Origin of the sequence: Pontibacillus litoralis JSM 072002, assembly GCF_000775615.1 — a bacterium.
Taxonomy (GTDB): Bacteria; Bacillota; Bacilli; order Bacillales; family BH030062; genus Pontibacillus; species Pontibacillus litoralis.
Map to the genome: position 1 here is coordinate 175,416 of NZ_AVPG01000001.1, position 18,533 is coordinate 193,948.

21 protein-coding genes are annotated in these 18,533 nt (G+C 38.3%); 3 read left to right on the forward strand and 18 right to left on the reverse strand.

What is annotated here, in order from left to right; all coding sequences use genetic code 11:
• Positions 1 to 11 precede the first annotated feature (11 nt).
• The 6 genes from grpE to gpr form a co-directional block, all read right to left on the reverse strand.
• Positions 12 to 557 (reverse strand): nucleotide exchange factor GrpE, encoded by a 546-nt coding sequence (gene grpE / locus N784_RS00895; protein ID WP_036831667.1) that lies wholly within the window; start codon positions 555 to 557, stop codon positions 12 to 14.
• 167 nt (positions 558 to 724) lie between these two features.
• Positions 725 to 1,771 carry a heat-inducible transcriptional repressor HrcA gene (gene hrcA, locus N784_RS00900; RefSeq protein WP_036831033.1) on the reverse strand — a complete coding sequence of 349 codons (1,047 nt, stop codon included), beginning with the start codon at positions 1,769 to 1,771 and terminating at the stop codon, positions 725 to 727.
• A gap of 113 nt (positions 1,772 to 1,884) precedes the next feature.
• Entirely contained in the window at positions 1,885 to 3,030 is a 1,146-nt protein-coding gene (gene hemW, locus N784_RS00905) for a radical SAM family heme chaperone HemW (RefSeq protein WP_036831035.1), read from the reverse strand.
• A gap of 69 nt (positions 3,031 to 3,099) precedes the next feature.
• Positions 3,100 to 4,914 (reverse strand): translation elongation factor 4, encoded by a 1,815-nt coding sequence (lepA, locus tag N784_RS00910; protein WP_036831669.1) that lies wholly within the window; start codon positions 4,912 to 4,914, stop codon positions 3,100 to 3,102.
• Positions 4,915 to 5,142: 228 nt separating this feature from the next.
• Positions 5,143 to 5,496 carry a DUF3679 domain-containing protein gene (locus N784_RS00915; RefSeq protein ID WP_036831043.1) on the reverse strand — a complete coding sequence of 118 codons (354 nt, stop codon included), beginning with the start codon at positions 5,494 to 5,496 and terminating at the stop codon, positions 5,143 to 5,145.
• Positions 5,497 to 5,589: 93 nt separating this feature from the next.
• A complete protein-coding gene (gene gpr / locus N784_RS00920; protein WP_036831045.1) occupies positions 5,590 to 6,702 on the reverse strand; it encodes a GPR endopeptidase in 1,113 nt (370 codons plus the stop codon).
• 186 nt (positions 6,703 to 6,888) lie between these two features.
• Here gpr and rpsT point away from each other — a divergent pair, with 186 nt between their 5' ends.
• Complete coding sequence (rpsT, locus tag N784_RS00925; RefSeq protein WP_036831047.1) at positions 6,889 to 7,155, forward strand: 30S ribosomal protein S20; 267 nt, start codon at positions 6,889 to 6,891, stop codon at positions 7,153 to 7,155.
• A gap of 106 nt (positions 7,156 to 7,261) precedes the next feature.
• On the opposite strand, the gene holA is transcribed toward rpsT, so the two are convergent.
• Positions 7,262 to 8,290 carry a DNA polymerase III subunit delta gene (holA, locus tag N784_RS00930; protein WP_036831049.1) on the reverse strand — a complete coding sequence of 343 codons (1,029 nt, stop codon included), beginning with the start codon at positions 8,288 to 8,290 and terminating at the stop codon, positions 7,262 to 7,264.
• A gap of 308 nt (positions 8,291 to 8,598) precedes the next feature.
• Between holA and N784_RS16150 the strand changes: the two genes are divergently transcribed.
• The gene (locus tag N784_RS16150; protein WP_036831051.1) at positions 8,599 to 8,736 is read left to right on the forward strand and encodes a YqzM family protein; all 138 of its coding nucleotides are present in this window, start codon (positions 8,599 to 8,601) and stop codon (positions 8,734 to 8,736) included.
• A 100-nt stretch (positions 8,737 to 8,836) separates the two neighbouring features.
• Here N784_RS16150 and N784_RS00940 read toward each other — a convergent pair whose 3' ends face one another.
• From N784_RS00940 to N784_RS00950, 3 genes are all read right to left on the reverse strand, one after another.
• Positions 8,837 to 11,065, reverse strand: a complete 2,229-nt coding sequence (locus tag N784_RS00940) for a DNA internalization-related competence protein ComEC/Rec2 (protein ID WP_036831052.1) — start codon at positions 11,063 to 11,065, stop codon at positions 8,837 to 8,839.
• Between the two features lie 25 nt (positions 11,066 to 11,090).
• On the reverse strand, positions 11,091 to 11,651 hold the full coding sequence (locus N784_RS00945) for a ComE operon protein 2 (RefSeq protein WP_036831053.1): 561 nt from the start codon (positions 11,649 to 11,651) through the stop codon (positions 11,091 to 11,093).
• A gap of 77 nt (positions 11,652 to 11,728) precedes the next feature.
• On the reverse strand, positions 11,729 to 12,328 hold the full coding sequence (locus tag N784_RS00950; RefSeq protein WP_052127069.1) for a ComEA family DNA-binding protein: 600 nt from the start codon (positions 12,326 to 12,328) through the stop codon (positions 11,729 to 11,731).
• 73 nt (positions 12,329 to 12,401) lie between these two features.
• On the opposite strand from N784_RS00950, the gene comER reads away from it, so the two are divergent.
• On the forward strand, positions 12,402 to 13,223 hold the full coding sequence (comER, locus tag N784_RS00955; RefSeq protein WP_084600078.1) for a late competence protein ComER: 822 nt from the start codon (positions 12,402 to 12,404) through the stop codon (positions 13,221 to 13,223).
• An 83-nt stretch (positions 13,224 to 13,306) separates the two neighbouring features.
• On the opposite strand, the gene N784_RS00960 is transcribed toward comER, so the two are convergent.
• Genes N784_RS00960 through N784_RS00995 form a run of 8 tightly spaced genes read right to left on the reverse strand, consistent with a single transcriptional unit; the run spans position 13,307 to position 18,375 of the window.
• Entirely contained in the window at positions 13,307 to 14,074 is a 768-nt protein-coding gene (locus N784_RS00960) for a class I SAM-dependent DNA methyltransferase (protein ID WP_036831055.1), read from the reverse strand.
• Positions 14,071 to 14,445: a ribosome silencing factor gene (gene rsfS / locus N784_RS00965; protein WP_036831057.1), complete on the reverse strand. Its 375-nt coding sequence runs from the start codon at positions 14,443 to 14,445 to the stop codon at positions 14,071 to 14,073. Before rsfS ends, N784_RS00960 begins: the two co-directional genes overlap by 4 nt.
• 17 nt (positions 14,446 to 14,462) lie before the next feature.
• Positions 14,463 to 15,032, reverse strand: a complete 570-nt coding sequence (gene yqeK / locus N784_RS00970; protein WP_036831059.1) for a bis(5'-nucleosyl)-tetraphosphatase (symmetrical) YqeK — start codon at positions 15,030 to 15,032, stop codon at positions 14,463 to 14,465.
• The gene (locus tag N784_RS00975) at positions 15,019 to 15,588 is read right to left on the reverse strand and encodes a nicotinate-nucleotide adenylyltransferase (protein WP_036831061.1); all 570 of its coding nucleotides are present in this window, start codon (positions 15,586 to 15,588) and stop codon (positions 15,019 to 15,021) included. The genes yqeK and N784_RS00975 overlap by 14 nt, the downstream gene beginning before the upstream one ends.
• Positions 15,589 to 15,602: 14 nt before the next feature.
• Positions 15,603 to 15,893 carry a ribosome assembly RNA-binding protein YhbY gene (yhbY, locus tag N784_RS00980; protein WP_036831063.1) on the reverse strand — a complete coding sequence of 97 codons (291 nt, stop codon included), beginning with the start codon at positions 15,891 to 15,893 and terminating at the stop codon, positions 15,603 to 15,605.
• Complete coding sequence (gene aroE / locus N784_RS00985; protein WP_036831065.1) at positions 15,887 to 16,735, reverse strand: shikimate dehydrogenase; 849 nt, start codon at positions 16,733 to 16,735, stop codon at positions 15,887 to 15,889. The genes yhbY and aroE overlap by 7 nt, the downstream gene beginning before the upstream one ends.
• Positions 16,736 to 16,756: 21 nt before the next feature.
• Positions 16,757 to 17,857, reverse strand: a complete 1,101-nt coding sequence (gene yqeH / locus N784_RS00990; protein WP_036831068.1) for a ribosome biogenesis GTPase YqeH — start codon at positions 17,855 to 17,857, stop codon at positions 16,757 to 16,759.
• Positions 17,854 to 18,375, reverse strand: a complete 522-nt coding sequence (locus N784_RS00995; RefSeq protein WP_036831069.1) for a YqeG family HAD IIIA-type phosphatase — start codon at positions 18,373 to 18,375, stop codon at positions 17,854 to 17,856. The genes yqeH and N784_RS00995 overlap by 4 nt, the downstream gene beginning before the upstream one ends.
• Between the last annotated feature and the right edge of the window lie 158 nt (positions 18,376 to 18,533).

Consider the following 18,533-nt stretch of genomic DNA (forward strand, 5'->3'; position numbering starts at 1 on the left):
TATGCTACGTTTTATTGATTTACTTTTACCATTGATGGACGGATAACACGATCTTTCAACTTGTACCCTTTTTGCAATTCTTCTACAACTACATTTGATTCATAATTTTCATCTTCTACTTGCATCACAGCTTGATGATATTGCGGATCAAACAGCTCTCCTTTTGCCGCAATCACTTCTACTCCTTGCTTTTCTAAGGCATCCGTGATTTGACGATACACCATGTTCATACCTTCTACAAATTTCTGAGCTGCTTCATCTTGAACGTCCATTTGTAAGGCACGTTCAAAGTTATCTAGCGCGGGAATTAATTCTTCCGCTAAGTCTTGCGCTTTATATTTTAAATCGTTTGCTCGCTCTACTTTCGTGCGACGACGGAAGTTATCATAATCGGCTTGTAACCGTAGAAGACGCTCATACATTTCATCCTTTTCTTGCTGTAACTGTTCTACTTCACTAGTAGCTGTCTCTTCTGTTTCTTCTACTTCCTCCACTAATTCTTGTTCAGGATGCTCTATTGTTTCTTCTTGTTCTGTTTGTAGCTTCTCTTCACTCATCATAGTCACCTCCTCCTTGACAATCATCTATTATTGACCATTTAAGAATATATCAGAAATTCACTCTAAACTAAACCTTAAAACGTTAGAAAATAGGGTTCAGCTTTATAAATTTGTTCAGGACGGCACAAAAGAAGGAGATAAATCCTCCCCCTTAAGTAACTTTATTATTGTTTCCCATCAGGTCCACTGTAATACCACGATTGAAACGTTTGTGACATTCGGTTAGACAACAAATTGAGTAGAGAAATAACTTTAGAATATTCCATTCTGGTCGGACCTAATAAAGCAATCGTTCCCATTTGATCATCACCAAGCGAATACGAAGCAGTTATAAGGCTACAATTTTGCATTGCGGAAACCTCATTTTCATGACCGATGGATATTTTTATATCTTCGGTATCGTTTCGAAGGAGATGTGCTATTTCAACTTCTTCTTCAATCATAGAATATAATGCCCGCACTTTATCAATATCCTTAAATTCCGGCTGCATTAAAATGTTCGTCTTCCCACCAACGTATAACTTAGATGATTGTTCTTCAAACAAGGCAGCTTGTAAATATTGATAAGCTTTATCATATTCAATTGTGTGCTTACGCAACAGTTCTAATATTTCTGTCCTGAGTTTACGATGCAAGTCAATAATAGCAACACCATACAGTTTCTCATTAAGAATGTTTACCATCTTCTCTAAATCTACCGGCTGAATCACAACAGGTATAGTAAACGAGCGATGTTCCACATGCCCTGTATTCGTAACTAATATAGCTACTGCTGTGTAATTAGATAAAGGGATAATTTGTAATTGCTTTAATTTCGTTTCATACACTTCTGGTCCTAAAATAATGGAAGTGTAATTCGTTAAATCGGATAATATGCGAGCGGATTGCTGTACTACCCGCTCAAATTCAAGCATTTGATACGTAAATGCATCTTGAATAAAGGTAATGTCTGCCTTTGATAAATCAAAAGGTGACATTAAATGATCCACATAAAACCGATACCCTTTCTCAGATGGAACACGCCCTGATGAAGAGTGCGTTTTCTCCAGATATCCAAGCTCCTCTAAGTCGGCCATTTCATTACGAATAGTGGCAGAACTATAAGTGATGGAATCTTTCTTAGCAATAGCTCGAGAACCTACTGGTTGTGCTGACTCGATGAAATCATCAATTATCACTTGCAATATAAGTAATTGTCTTTCTGTTAACATGATGATCACCTCTGTTAGCACTCGATTCCCTTGAGTGCTAAATCTAATAATAAGTTATCAAATGACTCATCCATTGTCAACAAATTTACCGCATCAAGTAGGAAGATTTTCATCTATTCTTCTATGCTTTCTAGTAGAAACTCTTGGAACACACTATTAGCGAATAATCGACCATTAGACGTCACACGAACGTAGTCTCCTTCTTCTTCCATCCATCCTTTTTCCTGTAAATAAGTCAATGGTTGCTCATATAATGTTTCGATTGGTCGCCCAAACCGATTAAAGAACTGACTTTTAGATACGCCTTCTTTCTTGCGTAATCCTAAAAACATTTGCTCTTCTATTTGTGCTTGTAATGTCACTTCTTCTTTATGCAAAATCGGCATGCCCGTTTCCTTGGCTTGCTCAATATATCGAGGTAAGGGGCGAATGTTTACGGTTCTATAACCCGGTACATACCCATGCGAACCAGCTCCGAAACCGTAATAGTATTCATTATTCCAATACGTTAAATTATGCTTACTTTCAAAGCCTGGTCTTGCAAAATTACTAATTTCATATTGAACATTCCCATTTCCCTCCATCTTATGAACGAGCATGTCGTACATATCCGCTTCTAGCTCTTCTACCGGCTTGTGTAATTTCCCCTTTTGGTATCGCTGATAAAAAACAGTCTTCGGCTCAATCTGCAAACAATACGTCGAATAATGAGGTAAATCTAATTGAATCGCTTCGTCCAATGTGTGCTGAAAATGCTCTAAGGTTTGATCTGGTAATCCATAAATTAAATCAATCGAAACGTTGTCAAATTGATGTTTCTCGAACAAGCGTAAATTATCATAAACATCTTGTACCCGGTGAAGACGACCTATTTTCTTAAGCATTTGATCATCAAACACTTGCACGCCAAAAGAAATTCGATTAACTCCATAGCGCTTTAAAAGCGTCAACTTCTGTTCGTCAAATTCACCAGGATTCGCTTCAAACGTATATTCTTCACAGTTGTTCACATCAAATGCAGAAGCAATTGTTTGCAGCAGCTTTTCTAATTGATGATAGTTTAAAGCGGTAGGTGTTCCCCCACCAACGAAAATTGTTCTCATATACGTTTGCTTTTTCCCAACAGCCGTCTCGATTTCTTTATCTAACGCTTCTAAATATTGATTCGCTAAATCTTCGTTATAAAAAAACTTCGTAAAATCACAGTAGTGACAAATTTGTTGGCAAAATGGGATATGAATATATGCGGAAGTTATCATGTTCGTCTCACATTCCTTTAATAAATTGTAAAAAACCGCAAGAAATATCTCCCTGCGGCTTGTGGCACTTTAATCGTTATCCGTATCCATTTCTAACACGGCCATAAAGGCTTCTTGTGGAACTTCTACAGAACCGACCATCTTCATTCGTTTCTTACCTTCTTTTTGTTTTTCGAGCAATTTACGCTTACGGCTTATATCTCCACCATAACATTTCGATAAAACGTTTTTACGCATCGCTTTAATCGTTGTTCTAGCGACGATTTTATTACCAATAGCAGCTTGCACAGGTACTTCGAATTGCTGACGTGGTATTAAGTCTTTCAATTTATTCGCAATTGCTTTTCCACGTTCAAAGGCAAAATCACGATGAACGATAATAGATAGCGCATCAATCTTATCATTATTTAGTAGAATATCCATCTTCACTAATTTAGATGCTTGATAACCGACAAGATCATAATCGAAGGAAGCGTATCCTTTCGTCTGTGACTTTAACTGGTCAAAGAAATCATACACGATTTCAGATAATGGAATTTCATAAATCACATTCACACGATTATCATCCATATACTCCATATCTTGAAAGATGCCGCGTTTGCGCTGACATAATTCCATCACTGTTCCAACATAATCGTTTGGTACCATAATTTTAGCACTTACAAAAGGCTCACGTACTTCCTTAATGGATTGAGCGTCAGGCATTAAGGATGGATTATCTACTCTCACTTCTGTGCCATCCGTCATTTCCACTTCATATATAACGCTAGGAGCAGTCGTTATTAACTGAATGTTGAATTCACGTTCGATGCGTTCTTGAATGATTTCCATATGAAGCAAGCCTAGGAACCCACAACGGAAGCCAAAACCTAGCGCTTGAGATGTTTCTGCTTCAAATTGTAAGGAAGAATCATTTAGTTCTAAACGCTCTAACGCTTCTCTTAAATCGTTATAATTACTAGCATCTACTGGGAAAAGGCCACAGAATACCATTGGATTTAGTTTCTTATATCCTGGTAAAGGCTCAGCAGCAGGTGTATCAGCATTCGTAATCGTATCCCCGACCCTAGAATCACCGACATTTTTAATTGATGCGGTTAAATACCCTACGTCGCCAACGGTTAATTGTTTTAAAGGCGTTGGTTTAGGGTTAAACACACCTACTTCATTTACTTCAAATTCTTTCTCCGTCTGCATCATGCGGATACGGTCGCCTACTTTAACAGTTCCTTCTTTCACACTAACCGAAGCTACTACACCACGGTACGGGTCATATAAAGAGTCGAAAATGAGCGCCTTAAGTGGTTCTTCTTTATTACCTACTGGAGCAGGAATTCGTTCAGCAATTGCTTCTAGTATGTCTTCAATTCCAATACCCGCTTTAGCAGATGCTAATATGACTTCTTCTTTCGTTACTCCTAGTAAATCTTCTAACTCTTTCGTCACACGTTCTGGATCTGCCGCTGGTAAATCAACTTTGTTAATAACCGGGATTATTTCCAAATCGTTATCAAGCGCTAAGTATAAATTGGCTAACGTCTGTGCTTCAATACCTTGAGCAGCATCAACGACTAGTATAACACCTTCACAAGCCGCTAAACTTCGGGATACTTCATACGTGAAATCGACGTGTCCTGGTGTATCAATAAGGTGAAACAGATAATTTTCACCCGATTTTGGTGATTCATAACGCAGCTGCACTGCATTTAATTTAATGGTAATACCACGCTCACGCTCTAAGTCCATCGCATCAAGAAATTGTTCTTTCATTTCTCGTTGCGTAAGTGCCTTCGTTTTCTCTAGAATTCGATCGGCTAAGGTGGATTTTCCGTGATCTATATGTGCAATAATTGAAAAATTACGCACGTTCTCTTGTTTCATCATGTCGCTTGTCACATTTATCACTCCTACTTTGATTCCCGACATTCACTAGCATTGATTATAGCAATGTCAAAGCGATTGTTCAACGAAAACTAATACCTCTATCGTTGATGAAGCGATTAGTCGTTCAATAATAACTACTCCCTTAAGCCACACTTCAATACGTTTCAATAAAAAGAAGCGGTTTACAAAAATCTATACGCTAGACTTTCGCGACCGCCTCTACATGCGTTATGCATAAAACACTTGCACGAGTTGATATACGAGATAAATGAAGGAATTGTACAACCACTGAACGAACCTTTCTAATCCGAATGCAAGCTTTAAAATTCCGTGCGACGTTTGCATTTCTTCATACGTTTCTTGTCTTTCTTCTACAGACACTTGCTCATACGGTTCACCAAGTACTTCCACTTCATATTCAGATGGTTGTGCTGACTCCTTCGTTTGAATCGCTTCGTGAAAGGACTGATTGGAAAAGCCCCTCATCTCTATCATGCTTAAACTCGCTTGATTCATCCCTAAGAGGACACCACTAAAAAAGAGAATGACTAATAGCGATATCGTCGTCAAAAAACGTAGCATGACCCCGTTCCTCCTCCAGCTTACTATCTTATCTGTTCTCTACTCTAGTAAATCGTATGCATCTTATAGATATACTAGAACCCGCCTTTTCTCTTATCTTGAAAAAGCATCCTGATTAGTAGGATCGACGATTTCATGTAAAGCAGCATTCATACCAGTAGCCACAACATGAGCCATATCCTCCATGAAGCCGTCTACTTCTTTAGGGGTTACCATTAAATTGTGTCCTAAAGGATGTAACACTTCATAAATAAGGGAGCGTTTCTCCTCGTCACTTAATTCACCTAACATTCCTAAAACCATTTTCCTTTTGTCTTCATCTGGTAAATCTTCTTCCGTTAGTTGCTTTCTTTCACCGAAATTCATACTTGCAGGGGTTAATGCTTTTGAAGGCTTCCCTTTTTCGTTCCACTCTCGTCCGAAGTGCTTCAAAACATAGTCAATAGTATCGCTCGTAATAGTCACTGCATCGACAACTGTGGGAACACCTACTGCAATTACTGGTATTCCTAACGTTTCAACACTTAATTCTTTACGTTTATTCCCAACTCCAGAACCTGGATGAATGCCTGTGTTGGACAATTGTATGGTTGTATTCACTCTATTTATAGATCGTGAAGCTAAAGCATCGACAGCAATAACGAAATCTGGCTTTAACTTTTGAATCACTCCTAAAATAATGTCGCTCGTTTCTATCCCCGTCACTCCCATTACACCTGGAGTAAGTGCTGAAATTGGTCGATACCCTTCTTCTACTTGCTCTGGCTGTAGTTCAAATAAATGCTTCGTAACTAACACTTTCTCCATCACCATCGGCCCTAGAGCATCTGGGGTCACATTATGATTTCCGAGACCTACTACTAAACAACTTGCATTAGGTGAAATTCCACATTTTCTTACCATCTCTTCTAACTCTTGAGCAAAAATTGTTGCTGCATGGTGTTGTAAAGCTGTGTCATGATTTCGTATTCCTTGAGATTCAATCGTTACGTATGTTCCTACTTTCTTGCCAATTCGTTTAGCCCCTTCTTCCCCCACATCAACATATGTAACTTTTACGTCCCCTTCTTGTTTTTCTTTTACGTTCACATCTTGTTTTTCTTTTACGTTCACATCTTGATTGGTTTGATTTGTTTCTTGCACCATCTCTTGTGCTTCAACTGCTAAATCTGTTCGAAGTTGATACTGACTTAAGTCCAGTGCCATTACCCACGCCTCCACTTTTTCCTTAGCATTCACCCTATTCTCTTCCAATATACATGTTGGTTCCAAACGTGATTCATATATTTATATTGAAAACTATTGTCCGCTTTGGTAAAATGGCTCTTGTTCGATTAAATGCTTTTTACTTTTATATAAAGTAGGCTTTACATACATAGGGAGGTGAATTTCATGGCGAATATTAAACAAACGAAAAAACGCGTAGGTACTCAAGCTGCTCAACGCGCTCAAAATCAATCTGTCAAATCAGATATGCGTTCTGCGATTAAACAAGTAGATACACTTGTTAACGAAAACAAAAAAGCAGAAGCTGTAGATGCTCTTAAAGTAGCAGTTAAGAAAATTGACAAAGCTGTTGGTAAAGGTCTTATCCAGAAAAACAACGGTAACCGTCAAAAAGCAAGATTAAGCCAAAAAGTGAACACACTTTCTGCTTAATTTGTCATCCATATGACCAACAAACGATCCGATTAGGGTCGTTTTTTTAATGCTTGAACTTGTCGCACAAAAAAAGGCAATCCTATCACGTAGATCGCCTTTTTGTTTATTTCTTGACATGTATTAAATTATATAGTAATAACTCGAACGATAATTTCTTATCCATTTTTCCTTGTTTCATAGCAGCGTCACCTTCAGCTAGCAATTGTGTAATGGCGTTGAGCTGTGCATTTGTAAACCCCTTCTCCCTTTTAAGTGCCATTTTTATTGCAAATGGGTGCGCTTTTAACTGCTGCGCAATGCGTTGTTGCGTATATCCTTTTTGACTTAACAATTTCGATTGCTGAATCATGCGAAACTGTGAGGCCAGTAGCGCAAGTAATGCAATTGGCTCCTCGTTCTGCTTCTCTAAATCTTTATATATCATCATTGCTCGTCCTATATTTTGCGTTATGACAGCATCTACAAGTTTTAATGCAGAAGCTTGTGCATTATGAGCAGCTAGCATTTCTGCTACTTCTATCGTTATCGTTCCACTCTCGCCAACAAAGAGAGCCATTTTCTCCATTTCATTTCCAAGAGCCATAAGATTCGTCCCATTTTCTTGAATAAGAATATCAATTGCTGGGGAATCTATACGTATGTGCAAGTCACTTGCTAAAGATTGAATCCAGTTGGTCATTTCGTATTCCTTCAATGCTTGACACGAAACTACTTTTCCAGATTTCTTTAGTTGTTTGACGATTTTCTTTCGCTCATCTACTTTTTCATAAGGAGCGATGAACACCATAATGGAATGGTCAACTGGATTGTCTAAGTAAGCTTGCAAAACATTTACATCATGCTCTACTTGCCCTTTATCTGGCTTTGCTTTAAAAATAGAAGCATTTTTACACAACAGTATTTTTTTATCACCAAAGAAAGGAAAAGTCTCCGCGTCCATGACAACTTCTTGGATAGGAAATTCTTCGAGGTCATAAACAGACAAATTAACTTCTTGTTCTTCTTCCGTTAATCCGTTCTCAATAATCGCTTGTTGTATATCTTGTATGAGGTAACTTTCTGTACCGTAGATTAAATAAGCAGTGTCTAATCTCTTTCTTTTTATGTCTTTCAACGCATCAAAATAAACCATGGCTTGTCCCTTCCTCTAACATTTTCTATGCTTATCGTATATGGAATTATGAAGGGTTTCAAGAGTAGAATACAGGAGAGAAGCATGATGCCCCCTCCCGAATCTATATAAACGTATAAACATCAGCCCTAGGACACTGTTATTTATACGATGTTGTTACTCACTTATAGCGTAGCCTAAATGAGTAAAACTATATGTGTTAACTCTTGTCAACAAAGCCAATCAAAAGGAGTAGAGATTTTCTGTACGAAGGATAGCTTTTTTTGGTATAATCATTTATACTAGAACTTGGCATAGGAGGGGTTAAAGTGAATAAATTTGAACAAGAAGTGCAATCACCAACAAACGACGTTGTCGATTCAGCTAAAGGGTTTATTTTTTCTTTCCTTTTCTTCTTTATTATTTTCGGAATTGGAGTAGGGGTTAACCTTATTAGCATTTTGTAAAGAAGGTACTTTAAGAATGTAAGCGCATCAATGATTAGAAGAGAGACTGTGCCATAGACAGTCTCTTTTTTTATGTGTTAAGCCGTTTCGCATAGTTATCTTATGGCAAGTATGTCTGAAACGTTCCTTTCTCACCGGAAAATTCATAAATGATTCCTCCATGGTTATCTGTTCGTAAAATAACCGGAATGTGGTTCTCTAGAGTTTCCAACACGCGATCTGTAGGGTGTCCGTACCTGTTGTTTTCCCCAACAGATAGAAGTGCAATAGAGGGTTGAATATGATCGATAAACGCCGGATCAGATGACGTTGAGCTTCCATGATGGGCAACCTTTAATACGTCAACTCGTAAAGAAGGGTATTGCTCGATTAGATCCCTTTCCATATCTGCACTTATGTCACCTGTAAATAGCCATGTCAAGCCACCTACTTCTCCTTGTACGACTAAAGAATTATCATTTTTATCTGCTGCTTCCTCTCCTGGGTGTAACACATGCAATGTATCACCCGCTAATTTTAGTTGGTCACCTTGTTCCACCCTTTGAACTTCTGCATCTTCTATCGGTTTCTTTAATAGAAAATAAGGACTGACAAACAAATGGCTCACTTGAAATTGCTCTATTATTTGCTTAGCACTTCCCACATGGTCTTGGTCATTATGGGAGAGCAGAAGTGTGTTGACCTCTTTAATACCTCGACTGTGTAAATATGGTTTAATATGATACCGAAACACTTCTCCTTCATCCCCAAACAATTTGCCAGCAGCATCTACCATCAGTACGTGTTCCCGATAAGGCCATTCAATAATAATTGTATCTCCTTGGCCTACATCCAACACCGTTACACGTCCATTGTCTGATACGTATGGAAGAGCACTATGAACCATTAATGTAGCTACCATCACGATACTTGCCAAAAAGGATTGTCGTAACTTCTGTCGCTCCCAGCACATCATAAATAAGACAAAAGCACCAAAGTAGAGAACAATGATATAAACGGATAGTTCGCCGATGACCCATTCTACGTATAGATGTCGATCTAACCATTGAAGAAACGCTTCTATATGAAATATAAGTGTTTGAAAAACTTGATCCAACAACGAATGAATAGAAGATGGCAACAAGAGGAGAAGAAATAACATCATGCAAAACGGAAGCAATACCACGGAAAATAACGGAACAAGAAAAATGTTCGCTACTAAAGAGAGGGGATTAAACGTGTAAAATTGATGCACTTGAATGGGGAGAAGAGCAAGTTGACTAATCATGCTTATACGAATGGAAATCAAGAATGGAGAAAGAGAGGGAGGCACTAATTTTTTTGATAAAATTAATGCAAAAGTAACTAAAAAAGAAAATTGAAATCCTAATTGAAAAGCAATTAAGGGATTGATAAGTAAAAATAAAATCATCGTAGCACTTAATACATCAACTAACGGGATGCGTACGTTAGTAAAAGTGAGTAATAGTGCCATTTCCGCCATACTAACAGCTCGAAGAACAGAAGGGGCACCACCTGCAATAACGGCATACATCGGAAGTAGAATAAGTAAAAAAATCTTCAGCCATTCTTTAGTTAGCCAACCGAAACGAATAGCGATAAAAGATAAGATTGCAATACTTAACCCTACATGCAGGCCGGATATCGCTAATAAATGGGATAAATTCCAACGTTGGAATAGCTCCACCTTTTCATCCGCTAATAGGCTATCGTCCCCTAACAATAACGTCATAATCCAACTAGCTGTAACTACGCTGTACTGCTCTTGCAACTCATTTAATCGCTTCTGTCTCCATTGATGCAACGGGGTAAGGAGCGACTGCCCTTCACATGCGATAGAAGATGTAACGCGAATAGAGCCTTTGTATCCTTTGTGCTGAAGAAAGGAGCGATAATCAAACTCCCCAGGGTTACGAGCAATCGATACCGGCTGTTCTATCCCTTTAAATGTGCAAGTAGCACCTGATTGAACATTTGCTGCTTCCAGCGAATCAGGCACATATACTTTCCACTTATGACCTGATTGTGCACTTTCCAAATCAAATTGAACATAGTCTTCTTCTACAACAGGGGAGGAAAGAATCGTTCCCTTAAAGGTGATGGGATGTTCTCCTTCTGCTACTACTGGTTCAGGTATAAGACGAGGTGTAATGATAGCCATATACGTCATGATTGCCAAACTAAGTAGCGAAACAACGGAAGAAATTCGAATCTTTCCACATAATAAAATAAGCAAAAAAGCAAGAATGGATAAAAGAACCGGTTGCTTTATAGTGACAAATACACCAACTAAAGCACCGATTGCTACGATATAAACGCTTCCTTTCAATTGGTTGCTCCTTTATTCGTGACCCCTATGAAAAAAGAGATGCCGCTTCTTGATGTAACGCTGCTATCTCATCCGCTGGTGCATCTAACTGCTCAAGGCGATGAATCAACCGTTGTATGTACATAAATTTATCTTGTAATTTCGTGTCTACGAGTTCGGATTGAAACTCCACTTTTACTGTTTGAACACCAGCATCATTAAACAATTCCATCGCATAGGGGTGATTTTTATAGTCTGATGCGTAGTAAACGACTTGTATTCCAGCTTGAATTAACGCTTTACAACAATGTAAACACGGAAAGTGAGTGACATATATTTCTGAACCTGCTGTCGGAACGCCAAATTTGGCACATTGTAATAACGCATTCATTTCGGCATGAATGGTACGAACACAATGGCCGTCAATGACATAACATCCTTCATCTATACAATGCACACTTCCAGATACACTACCATTATATCCTCCAGCAATAATCCGCTTATCTCGAACGACTGTTGCTCCTACTGCTAACCGTTCACAAGTACTTCTTAGAGCCAATAAATGACTTTGTGCCATAAAATACTGATCCCACGATATACGCTCCATGATGAAAGCTCCTTTACCCTTTACATTTTTCCCTTTTCAGTGTACTGCTTAGGCTATAAAGCGTCAACCACTATCCATTAAGGGACTTGAACTTCACTTTCAAATCCTTCAACCGTTTTCTCCCCAATGCCTTTCACGTTTTGCAAATCACTTATCGCTTGAAAAGGTCCATTTTCTTCACGGTATTGCACAATAGCATTCGCTTTAGATTCTCCAATGCCTGGTAATTTCTGCAATTCTTCAACAGCTGCTTGATTGACTTTAATTTTACTATTACTTTCTCCGTTTGGCATTGCACCAGATGCACCAGCTTCCCCAATAGGCAATACTGTAACTACCATTTCATCAACTAACTTTTGTGCTAAATTAATCGAATGTGGGTCGGCATTAGAAGCTAATCCACCCGCTTGTTCAATAACATCTTGCACACGTTTGCCATTTGTCATCTTATACACACCTGGCTGCTTCACTTCCCCTTTCACATCAATATACACGTATATTTCCTCTTCAGACGGTGTTTCTTCTAATTGCTCGCTTGCTTCGGTGGTTTCTTCAGAAGGAACGACGACTGGATTTGAGCTGTTTGCTTCTTTAGAACCCGTTTTACTAAACACAAGAAAGAGCATAATACCAACAATACCAGTAATCATTATGACACTTCGTATGATTCGATTCATATTTATTCGACCTTTCTTCATATAGTAAATAAAGAGATCTGTATCTTATCAATTGACAAGGGGGGAAAATCCTTTGAAATGGGGAGTAATAGGCATAGGTAACATGGGAGAAATGCTCGTTCAAGCATGGCTTGAATCCAGAATGGTCGAGCCACAAAATGTTGTACTTCATAATCGTTCCATTTACAAAGCAGAGCAAATCCAACAAATCTATCCAAGCGTCACAGTAGTAAGCGATCCAATTTCTGCTGCAAAGCAAGTAGACATCTTATTTGTATGTGTAAAACCATTAAGCATTCACCCTCTTTTAGGTGATATTCGAGAGCATTTAACAGAAGAGCAATGCTTAGTTTCCATAACAAGTCCATATTCTGTAAAGGAATTAGAACAATTGGTGCCGTGTCAAGTAGCTAGAATTATTCCAAGTATTACGAATCGCGCTGTAACAGGGGCAAGCTTAGTAACATTTGGGGAGCGTATTAAACCGATAATGAAGAGCTATTTAGAACAAAGCATCAAACATTATTCCAAGCCAATAGAAATTAAAGAAGACATTACACGTGTTTCATCAGATATTGTTTCATGTGGTCCTGCTTTTTTCAGTTATATCATGCAACGATTTATTGAAGCGACGTGTGAAGAAACAAACATCACCAAAAAAGAAGCTACGATGATGATGTCAGAAATGATGATTGGTTTAGGGAAATTAATAGAGGATGGGCATTATTCATTAGAGACATTGCAACAAAAAGTATGTGTAAAAGGAGGCGTAACAGGAGAAGGAATCAAAGTTCTCGAAGAAGAAATTGGCAATATGTTTCATCGACTCCTTCAGAAAACACATGAAAAGTATGCGGAAGATAAACGTGAGATAGCGGAACAATTGGAGGTATAAATATATTTTCGACACATTCACTGATTTTCCTTCAAAAACTTAAAATATTTTTCATATAAGAAAAACAAGAGGAAGTTTAAGTATTAAGCTTCCTCTTGTTTTTGTGACTTCCTACAAACAAAAAAAATTCGATCATGTTCATCCTCTTTATACCCTGGTTCGAGTTGAAAATCAGCATGAACATTTACAATCTCAAATCCCGTGGCAATTAACCAATCCATATACTGTTGTACAGAATATGTTCGTTGCTTATGAAACTCATCAAAACGCTCATAGTTCTCCCCTTGCTTTACAAAAAACGTTAAATCATGTGAAACGTAATAAGGCGTCCCTTCTATTTGATCACAAAACCAAATATACGATATGTCATCAGTCACATGTGCAAAAGTTTGGTTTGCTAGAAAATTTTCCACATAGTTTATGGAATGTACGTCAAATAAAAACATTCCGCCATCTTGCAACATATGATAAACATTTTGAAAGAATCGCTCTACAACTCCATCTCGCGTTAAATAGTTCACCACATCACAATAACATACAACACCGTCAAAACGTAAACCTTCTTGATGCCTAGTAATATCGGTTTGCACCCATTGAATCACGGCATTTTGCTGTATTGCTTTTTGTTGTGCAATCGTAAGCATTTCCTCTGACAAATCAACGCCAGTCATTGCATAACCATGCTGATGTAATCGTAATGTCAATTCACCAGTACCAGCTCCGAGATCAGCTACATGTTGAATGTCGGTTTCAGCATGGTTAAATTGCTCAAGTGTGAAGTTCAACCATTCATCATAAGGAACATCTTGCATGAAACGGTCATACAACTGGGCAAAGCGACCATAACTCATCGTTCCATTTGTTCCCGCTCTCTGTCAATCTCTTCAAACGAATACGTAGGCGCATCTCCCCATAAACGTTCTAAATTATAATAATGGCGCTCATCTTCATGGAACACATGGCAAACTACATCATCTAAATCCACTAATATCCAACGAGCATGTTCAAATCCTTCAAGACGTTGAACATCCATTCCGTTTGCTTCCGCTTCTTCTTTAATATTTCGAGCAATCGCTTGTACTTGTCGTTCATTGCTTGCGTGACAGATGATAAAATAGTCAGCCACTAAGGACACAGAATTCATATCTAACACGACAATATCTTCTGCTCGTTTATCATCACTGGCTTTCGCCGCTACTTGCATCAATTGTTTACTATCCATCTATAAATTCCTCCATTTTAATTAGCTCTCACTTTTTTCGTTAAATCATTGTACGCATGAAACGTATCAGGAAAAATAGGTTGATTCTTACTCATAAGAAATGAAATCGTATTCCGTGCAGCCATCCAACATGCTCGGTCTAAATCTTCCCAAGCCGATTCCCTAACTAGTTCAACTCCTGGAAATTTACGTCCAGGCTCAATATAGTCAGCAAGGTAGACTACTTTATCCAAAGTAGTCATGTGTATGCGGCCCGTTGTATGAAAATGAATCGCTTCAAGAATTTCCCGGTCCTCTATACCCACTTCTCGTTCCACTAATAACGCGCCAACAGGACCATGCCACAGTTCGTGATGGTATTGCAACAAATCTTTCGGCAAATAGGTACTCTCTATCCAGCGCCTCATTTCCTCTTTCGGTCGGTATTTGGCATAATCATGAAAAATGGCCGCTAATTCGGCTTTCTTCACATGAACATTATACTTCTTCGCAAGTTCTATCGCCGTTTCCATAACACGTATCGTATGTTCATAGCGTGATTGCTTTAATTTCGATTGAACGATTGCTAATGCTTCATTTCGATCCATACAATCCTCGCTCCTTTATATAAGCTTCAACCTCTTGAGGAACTAAATACTTGGTCGATTCTCCCTTTTTAAACCGTTCACGAATTAATGTCGACGATACATCGAACATCGGTATTTCCACTTGGATGACCGGATATGGACCTTGTAAGTCATACCCGAATCGTTGTACACCAACGAGCGTCACCAACGTAGAGAGCGCTTCAATTTGATGCCAATTTGGCAAATATTCCACCATATCGCCACCCATAATGAAATAAAATTCTTTTCCCTCATAGGTTTCTAAAAGCGCTTTTACCGTATCGATTGTATAGGAAGGACCTGAACGCTCCAATTCTATCGTATTCACTACAAAGTGGTCATTGTTTTGCACTGCCATTTCGGTCATTGCCACTCGATCTTCCGCTTCCGTAGTAGACGTTTCTTTATGGGGGGGAATATGCGATGGGATAAACCATACTTCATCTAAATCCAGCGCACGATAAACTTCCTCCGCAATTAACAAATGACCGTTATGAGGAGGGTCAAACGTTCCCCCTAATAAACCAATCTTCTTCATACCATACTCCTTTTTTACGGTAATTGAATTTCTTTATGTTCTTTTGATTCTTTATACAGAATAATCGTATTCCCAATAACTTGAACAATATGCGCCTGTGCTCCATTGGCTAGCTGCTCTGCAACTTCATGCTTGTCATCAAAATTATTTTGTAAAATACTCACTTTAATTAACTCTCTTTTTTCTAGCACATCTGCAATTTGTTGAATCATATTATCCGTAACACCTGTTTTACCTACTTGAAAAATTGGGTTTAAATGGTGAGCTTTCGCACGTAAAAAACGCTTTTGTTTACCTGTTAACATATTGAATCTCCTTTTTGTTTTTGCTTGAAATTTTGTAACACTTTATCTGCTTGGATCGTTGTATCTGTCCAAATCTCATACGATAGAGCAGCTTGATATACGAGCATTCCGTCCCCATGTAAAGGACGACCACCGCAGTGTTTGGCATCTTGTAAAAATGATGTTTCCAACGGCTTATAAACAATGTCCGCTACAATTGCTCCCTGTTTCACATTTGTAAGCTTCATAATTTGTTGCGCATCTTTTGGTGACATGCCTACTGAAGTCGTTTGGACGATTACATCATATTGCGATAGGGCTTCTTCTGCTTGTTGTAAAGAAGTCGCCGTAGATGAAATACCGTAATCATTGATTGTCAATAAACTGTCAGCTCGACTTGTCGTCCGGTTCGCAATATCCACTCTTTGCACACCTTTTTCAAGAAATGCTGTGTATATTCCTCTTGCAGCACCACCAGCGCCGACTATGAGTACCTTCAACCCTTCAAGATTGACATCAGGATAGCTTTCTTGTAAGGAGCGTACAAACCCTTTTCCATCTGTATTGTAGCCAATCCACTCACCGTTTTGAAACAACACCGTATTAATTGCTCCTACTTTTGCTGCATATGGATCCACTCGATCAACATATTCCAGCATTTTCTCTTTGTAAGGAACTGTTACATTAAATCCATCCACTTGCAACGTTTTCATGGCGTTTAACGTGTTCTCTAATTCATTAGGAGCCGTTTCCCAAACACGATATAGACCCTGTTTATTTTGTTGCTTTAGAAATTGATGATGAATCCAAGGTGATTGTGAATGCAGAGCTGGATAGCCAATTAAGCCAAATAAATAACGCATAAATACCACATCCCGTAATGATTATATGAGTGATGAACGTAAAGAAACTCGAACCCCTTCAGGAATATGAGCCGTAACGGAAATGCCTCCTTCTGGTACCGTCACCCATCCAAGTCCAGAGAACACAATATCTGTTTTACCTTCTTCGATATAGAAAGAATGTGACTTCAAAGGTGGCATAACCTTTCTTGTTTCTTCATCAGGTGGAACGAGTAATTCTCCAACTTGGTTGTCGTACAGCACCTCAGCCTTTTGCAATTTCGTTCTGTGAATCATTAAATCATTTGCAAAGTAGCATACAAACGAATGGCGTTCTCCTTTAATGAAATCTAAACGTGCAAGACCTCCGATAAACAGTGTTTGATCGGGATTTAATTGATACGTACGCGGTTTGATTTCTTTCTTCGGTGTTATCACCTTTAAGTCTTGATTGGAAACGTAATGAGCCATTTGATGATGATTAATAATTCCCGGTGTATCAAACAATGAAGTATCATCATCTAGAGGGATATTAATGAATCCAAGGGTCGTACCTGGAAAATAAGATGTTGTAATAGCCTCTTTTTCTCCTGTCGATCGTTGAATAAGGTGGTTAATAAACGTTGATTTCCCAACATTCGTACAGCCAACGACATATACGTTTTTTGACTGACGAACGTGATCTAAAGCAACAGCCGCTTCATCCATTCCTTCGCCCGTTTTCGCTGAAACTAAGTGGACATCTGTTACTTTTAATCCTTGATCTTTTGCGGATTTCCTCATCCATTGTTTCACTTTATTTGGGTTTACGGACTTAGGAAGTAAGTCTACCTTATTTCCTATTAACAAAATCGGCTTATTCCCTGTAAAGCGTGGCAAACCATTGATAAAACTACCATTAAAATCAAAAATATCAATAATCTTCACGATAATACCATCTGTTTCACCAATTTGATTTAACATCTTTAAGAAATCATCATTTGTTAAATCAACATCTTGCACTTCATTGTAATGCTTTAAGCGAAAGCAACGTTTACAAATAATTTCCTCTCGTTTAAGAGCTGAAGCAGGAGCATATCCCGTTGCTTTAGGATCCTCTGTTTGGATAATAGCTCCACATCCTTGACACTTTATTACGTTCATCCTCTTTCCTCCCATGAAATCATACCTTTACGCCGAAAGAAATTAAGTAACCTTCGTTCTACTTGCCTGTTAAACCTTGTAAAGAATCCATCCGTTTGTACAATTGGTACAACTAAAATGGTATATAGGCTTGCTCGATTTCCTCCTAGCACGTCCGTGAGTAATTGATCCCCAACTACCACCATTTCATCCTTCTTGAGTCCCATTTGCTTTTGTGCTTTTCGGAAAGCTTGACCTAGTGGCTTTCGCGCACTATGAATAAACGGAATATCAAGTGGCTCTGAAAACCATGTCACTCGTTTCTCGTTATTATTTGAAATAATCGTTACATCAATGTCATTATCTTTCATTAACTGAAACCATTCAATGATCTCCGGTGTTGCTTCTGGTTGATCCCATGCAACTAATGTATTATCTAAATCAGTTACAATACCTTTTATACCTTTAGCCTTTAAATGCGAAGGCGTTATATCAAATACGGATTTTACATGCTCATTCGGCAGAAATTTTTTTAACATTATGTTCACCTCTATCAATTAGGGACAATTCGTTCCTTACTCATGATATACAATTTAGCTGTTTCTTTCAAAAGAAAATTTCTATTATACCACAAGTTCGTATTATTTATATTCACATATGCTAGTTTAAATTTTATAACATCATTCGTATACATGAA

Excerpts from the sequence above, each read along its gene's own strand:
- N784_RS00975 (WP_036831061.1), bottom strand. The coding sequence starts at position 15,588 with ATGAAGAAGATTGGTTTATTAGGGGGAACGTTTGACCCTCCTCATAAC.
- hemW (WP_036831035.1), bottom strand. The coding sequence starts at position 3,030 with ATGATAACTTCCGCATATATTCATATCCCATTTTGCCAACAAATTTGT.
- N784_RS00945 (WP_036831053.1), bottom strand. The coding sequence starts at position 11,651 with ATGGAGCGTATATCGTGGGATCAGTATTTTATGGCACAAAGTCATTTA.
- yhbY (WP_036831063.1), bottom strand. The coding sequence starts at position 15,893 with ATGTTAACAGGTAAACAAAAGCGTTTTTTACGTGCGAAAGCTCACCAT.
- grpE (WP_036831667.1), bottom strand. The coding sequence starts at position 557 with ATGAGTGAAGAGAAGCTACAAACAGAACAAGAAGAAACAATAGAGCAT.
- yqeK (WP_036831059.1), bottom strand. The coding sequence starts at position 15,032 with ATGGATCGAAATGAAGCATTAGCAATCGTTCAATCGAAATTAAAGCAA.
- yqeH (WP_036831068.1), bottom strand. The coding sequence starts at position 17,857 with ATGAACGTAATAAAGTGTCAAGGATGTGGAGCTATTATCCAAACAGAG.
- N784_RS00915 (WP_036831043.1), bottom strand. The coding sequence starts at position 5,496 with ATGCTACGTTTTTTGACGACGATATCGCTATTAGTCATTCTCTTTTTT.
- lepA (WP_036831669.1), bottom strand. The coding sequence starts at position 4,914 with ATGATGAAACAAGAGAACGTGCGTAATTTTTCAATTATTGCACATATA.
- holA (WP_036831049.1), bottom strand. The coding sequence starts at position 8,290 with ATGGTTTATTTTGATGCGTTGAAAGACATAAAAAGAAAGAGATTAGAC.
- gpr (WP_036831045.1), bottom strand. The coding sequence starts at position 6,702 with ATGGCACTGGACTTAAGTCAGTATCAACTTCGAACAGATTTAGCAGTT.
- N784_RS00960 (WP_036831055.1), bottom strand. The coding sequence starts at position 14,074 with ATGAGTTATGGTCGCTTTGCCCAGTTGTATGACCGTTTCATGCAAGAT.
- N784_RS00995 (WP_036831069.1), bottom strand. The coding sequence starts at position 18,375 with ATGTTAAAAAAATTTCTGCCGAATGAGCATGTAAAATCCGTATTTGAT.
- hrcA (WP_036831033.1), bottom strand. The coding sequence starts at position 1,771 with ATGTTAACAGAAAGACAATTACTTATATTGCAAGTGATAATTGATGAT.
- N784_RS00950 (WP_052127069.1), bottom strand. The coding sequence starts at position 12,328 with ATGAATCGAATCATACGAAGTGTCATAATGATTACTGGTATTGTTGGT.
- rsfS (WP_036831057.1), bottom strand. The coding sequence starts at position 14,445 with ATGGATAGTAAACAATTGATGCAAGTAGCGGCGAAAGCCAGTGATGAT.
- aroE (WP_036831065.1), bottom strand. The coding sequence starts at position 16,735 with ATGCGTTATTTATTTGGCTTAATTGGCTATCCAGCTCTGCATTCACAA.
- rpsT (WP_036831047.1), top strand. The coding sequence starts at position 6,889 with ATGGCGAATATTAAACAAACGAAAAAACGCGTAGGTACTCAAGCTGCT.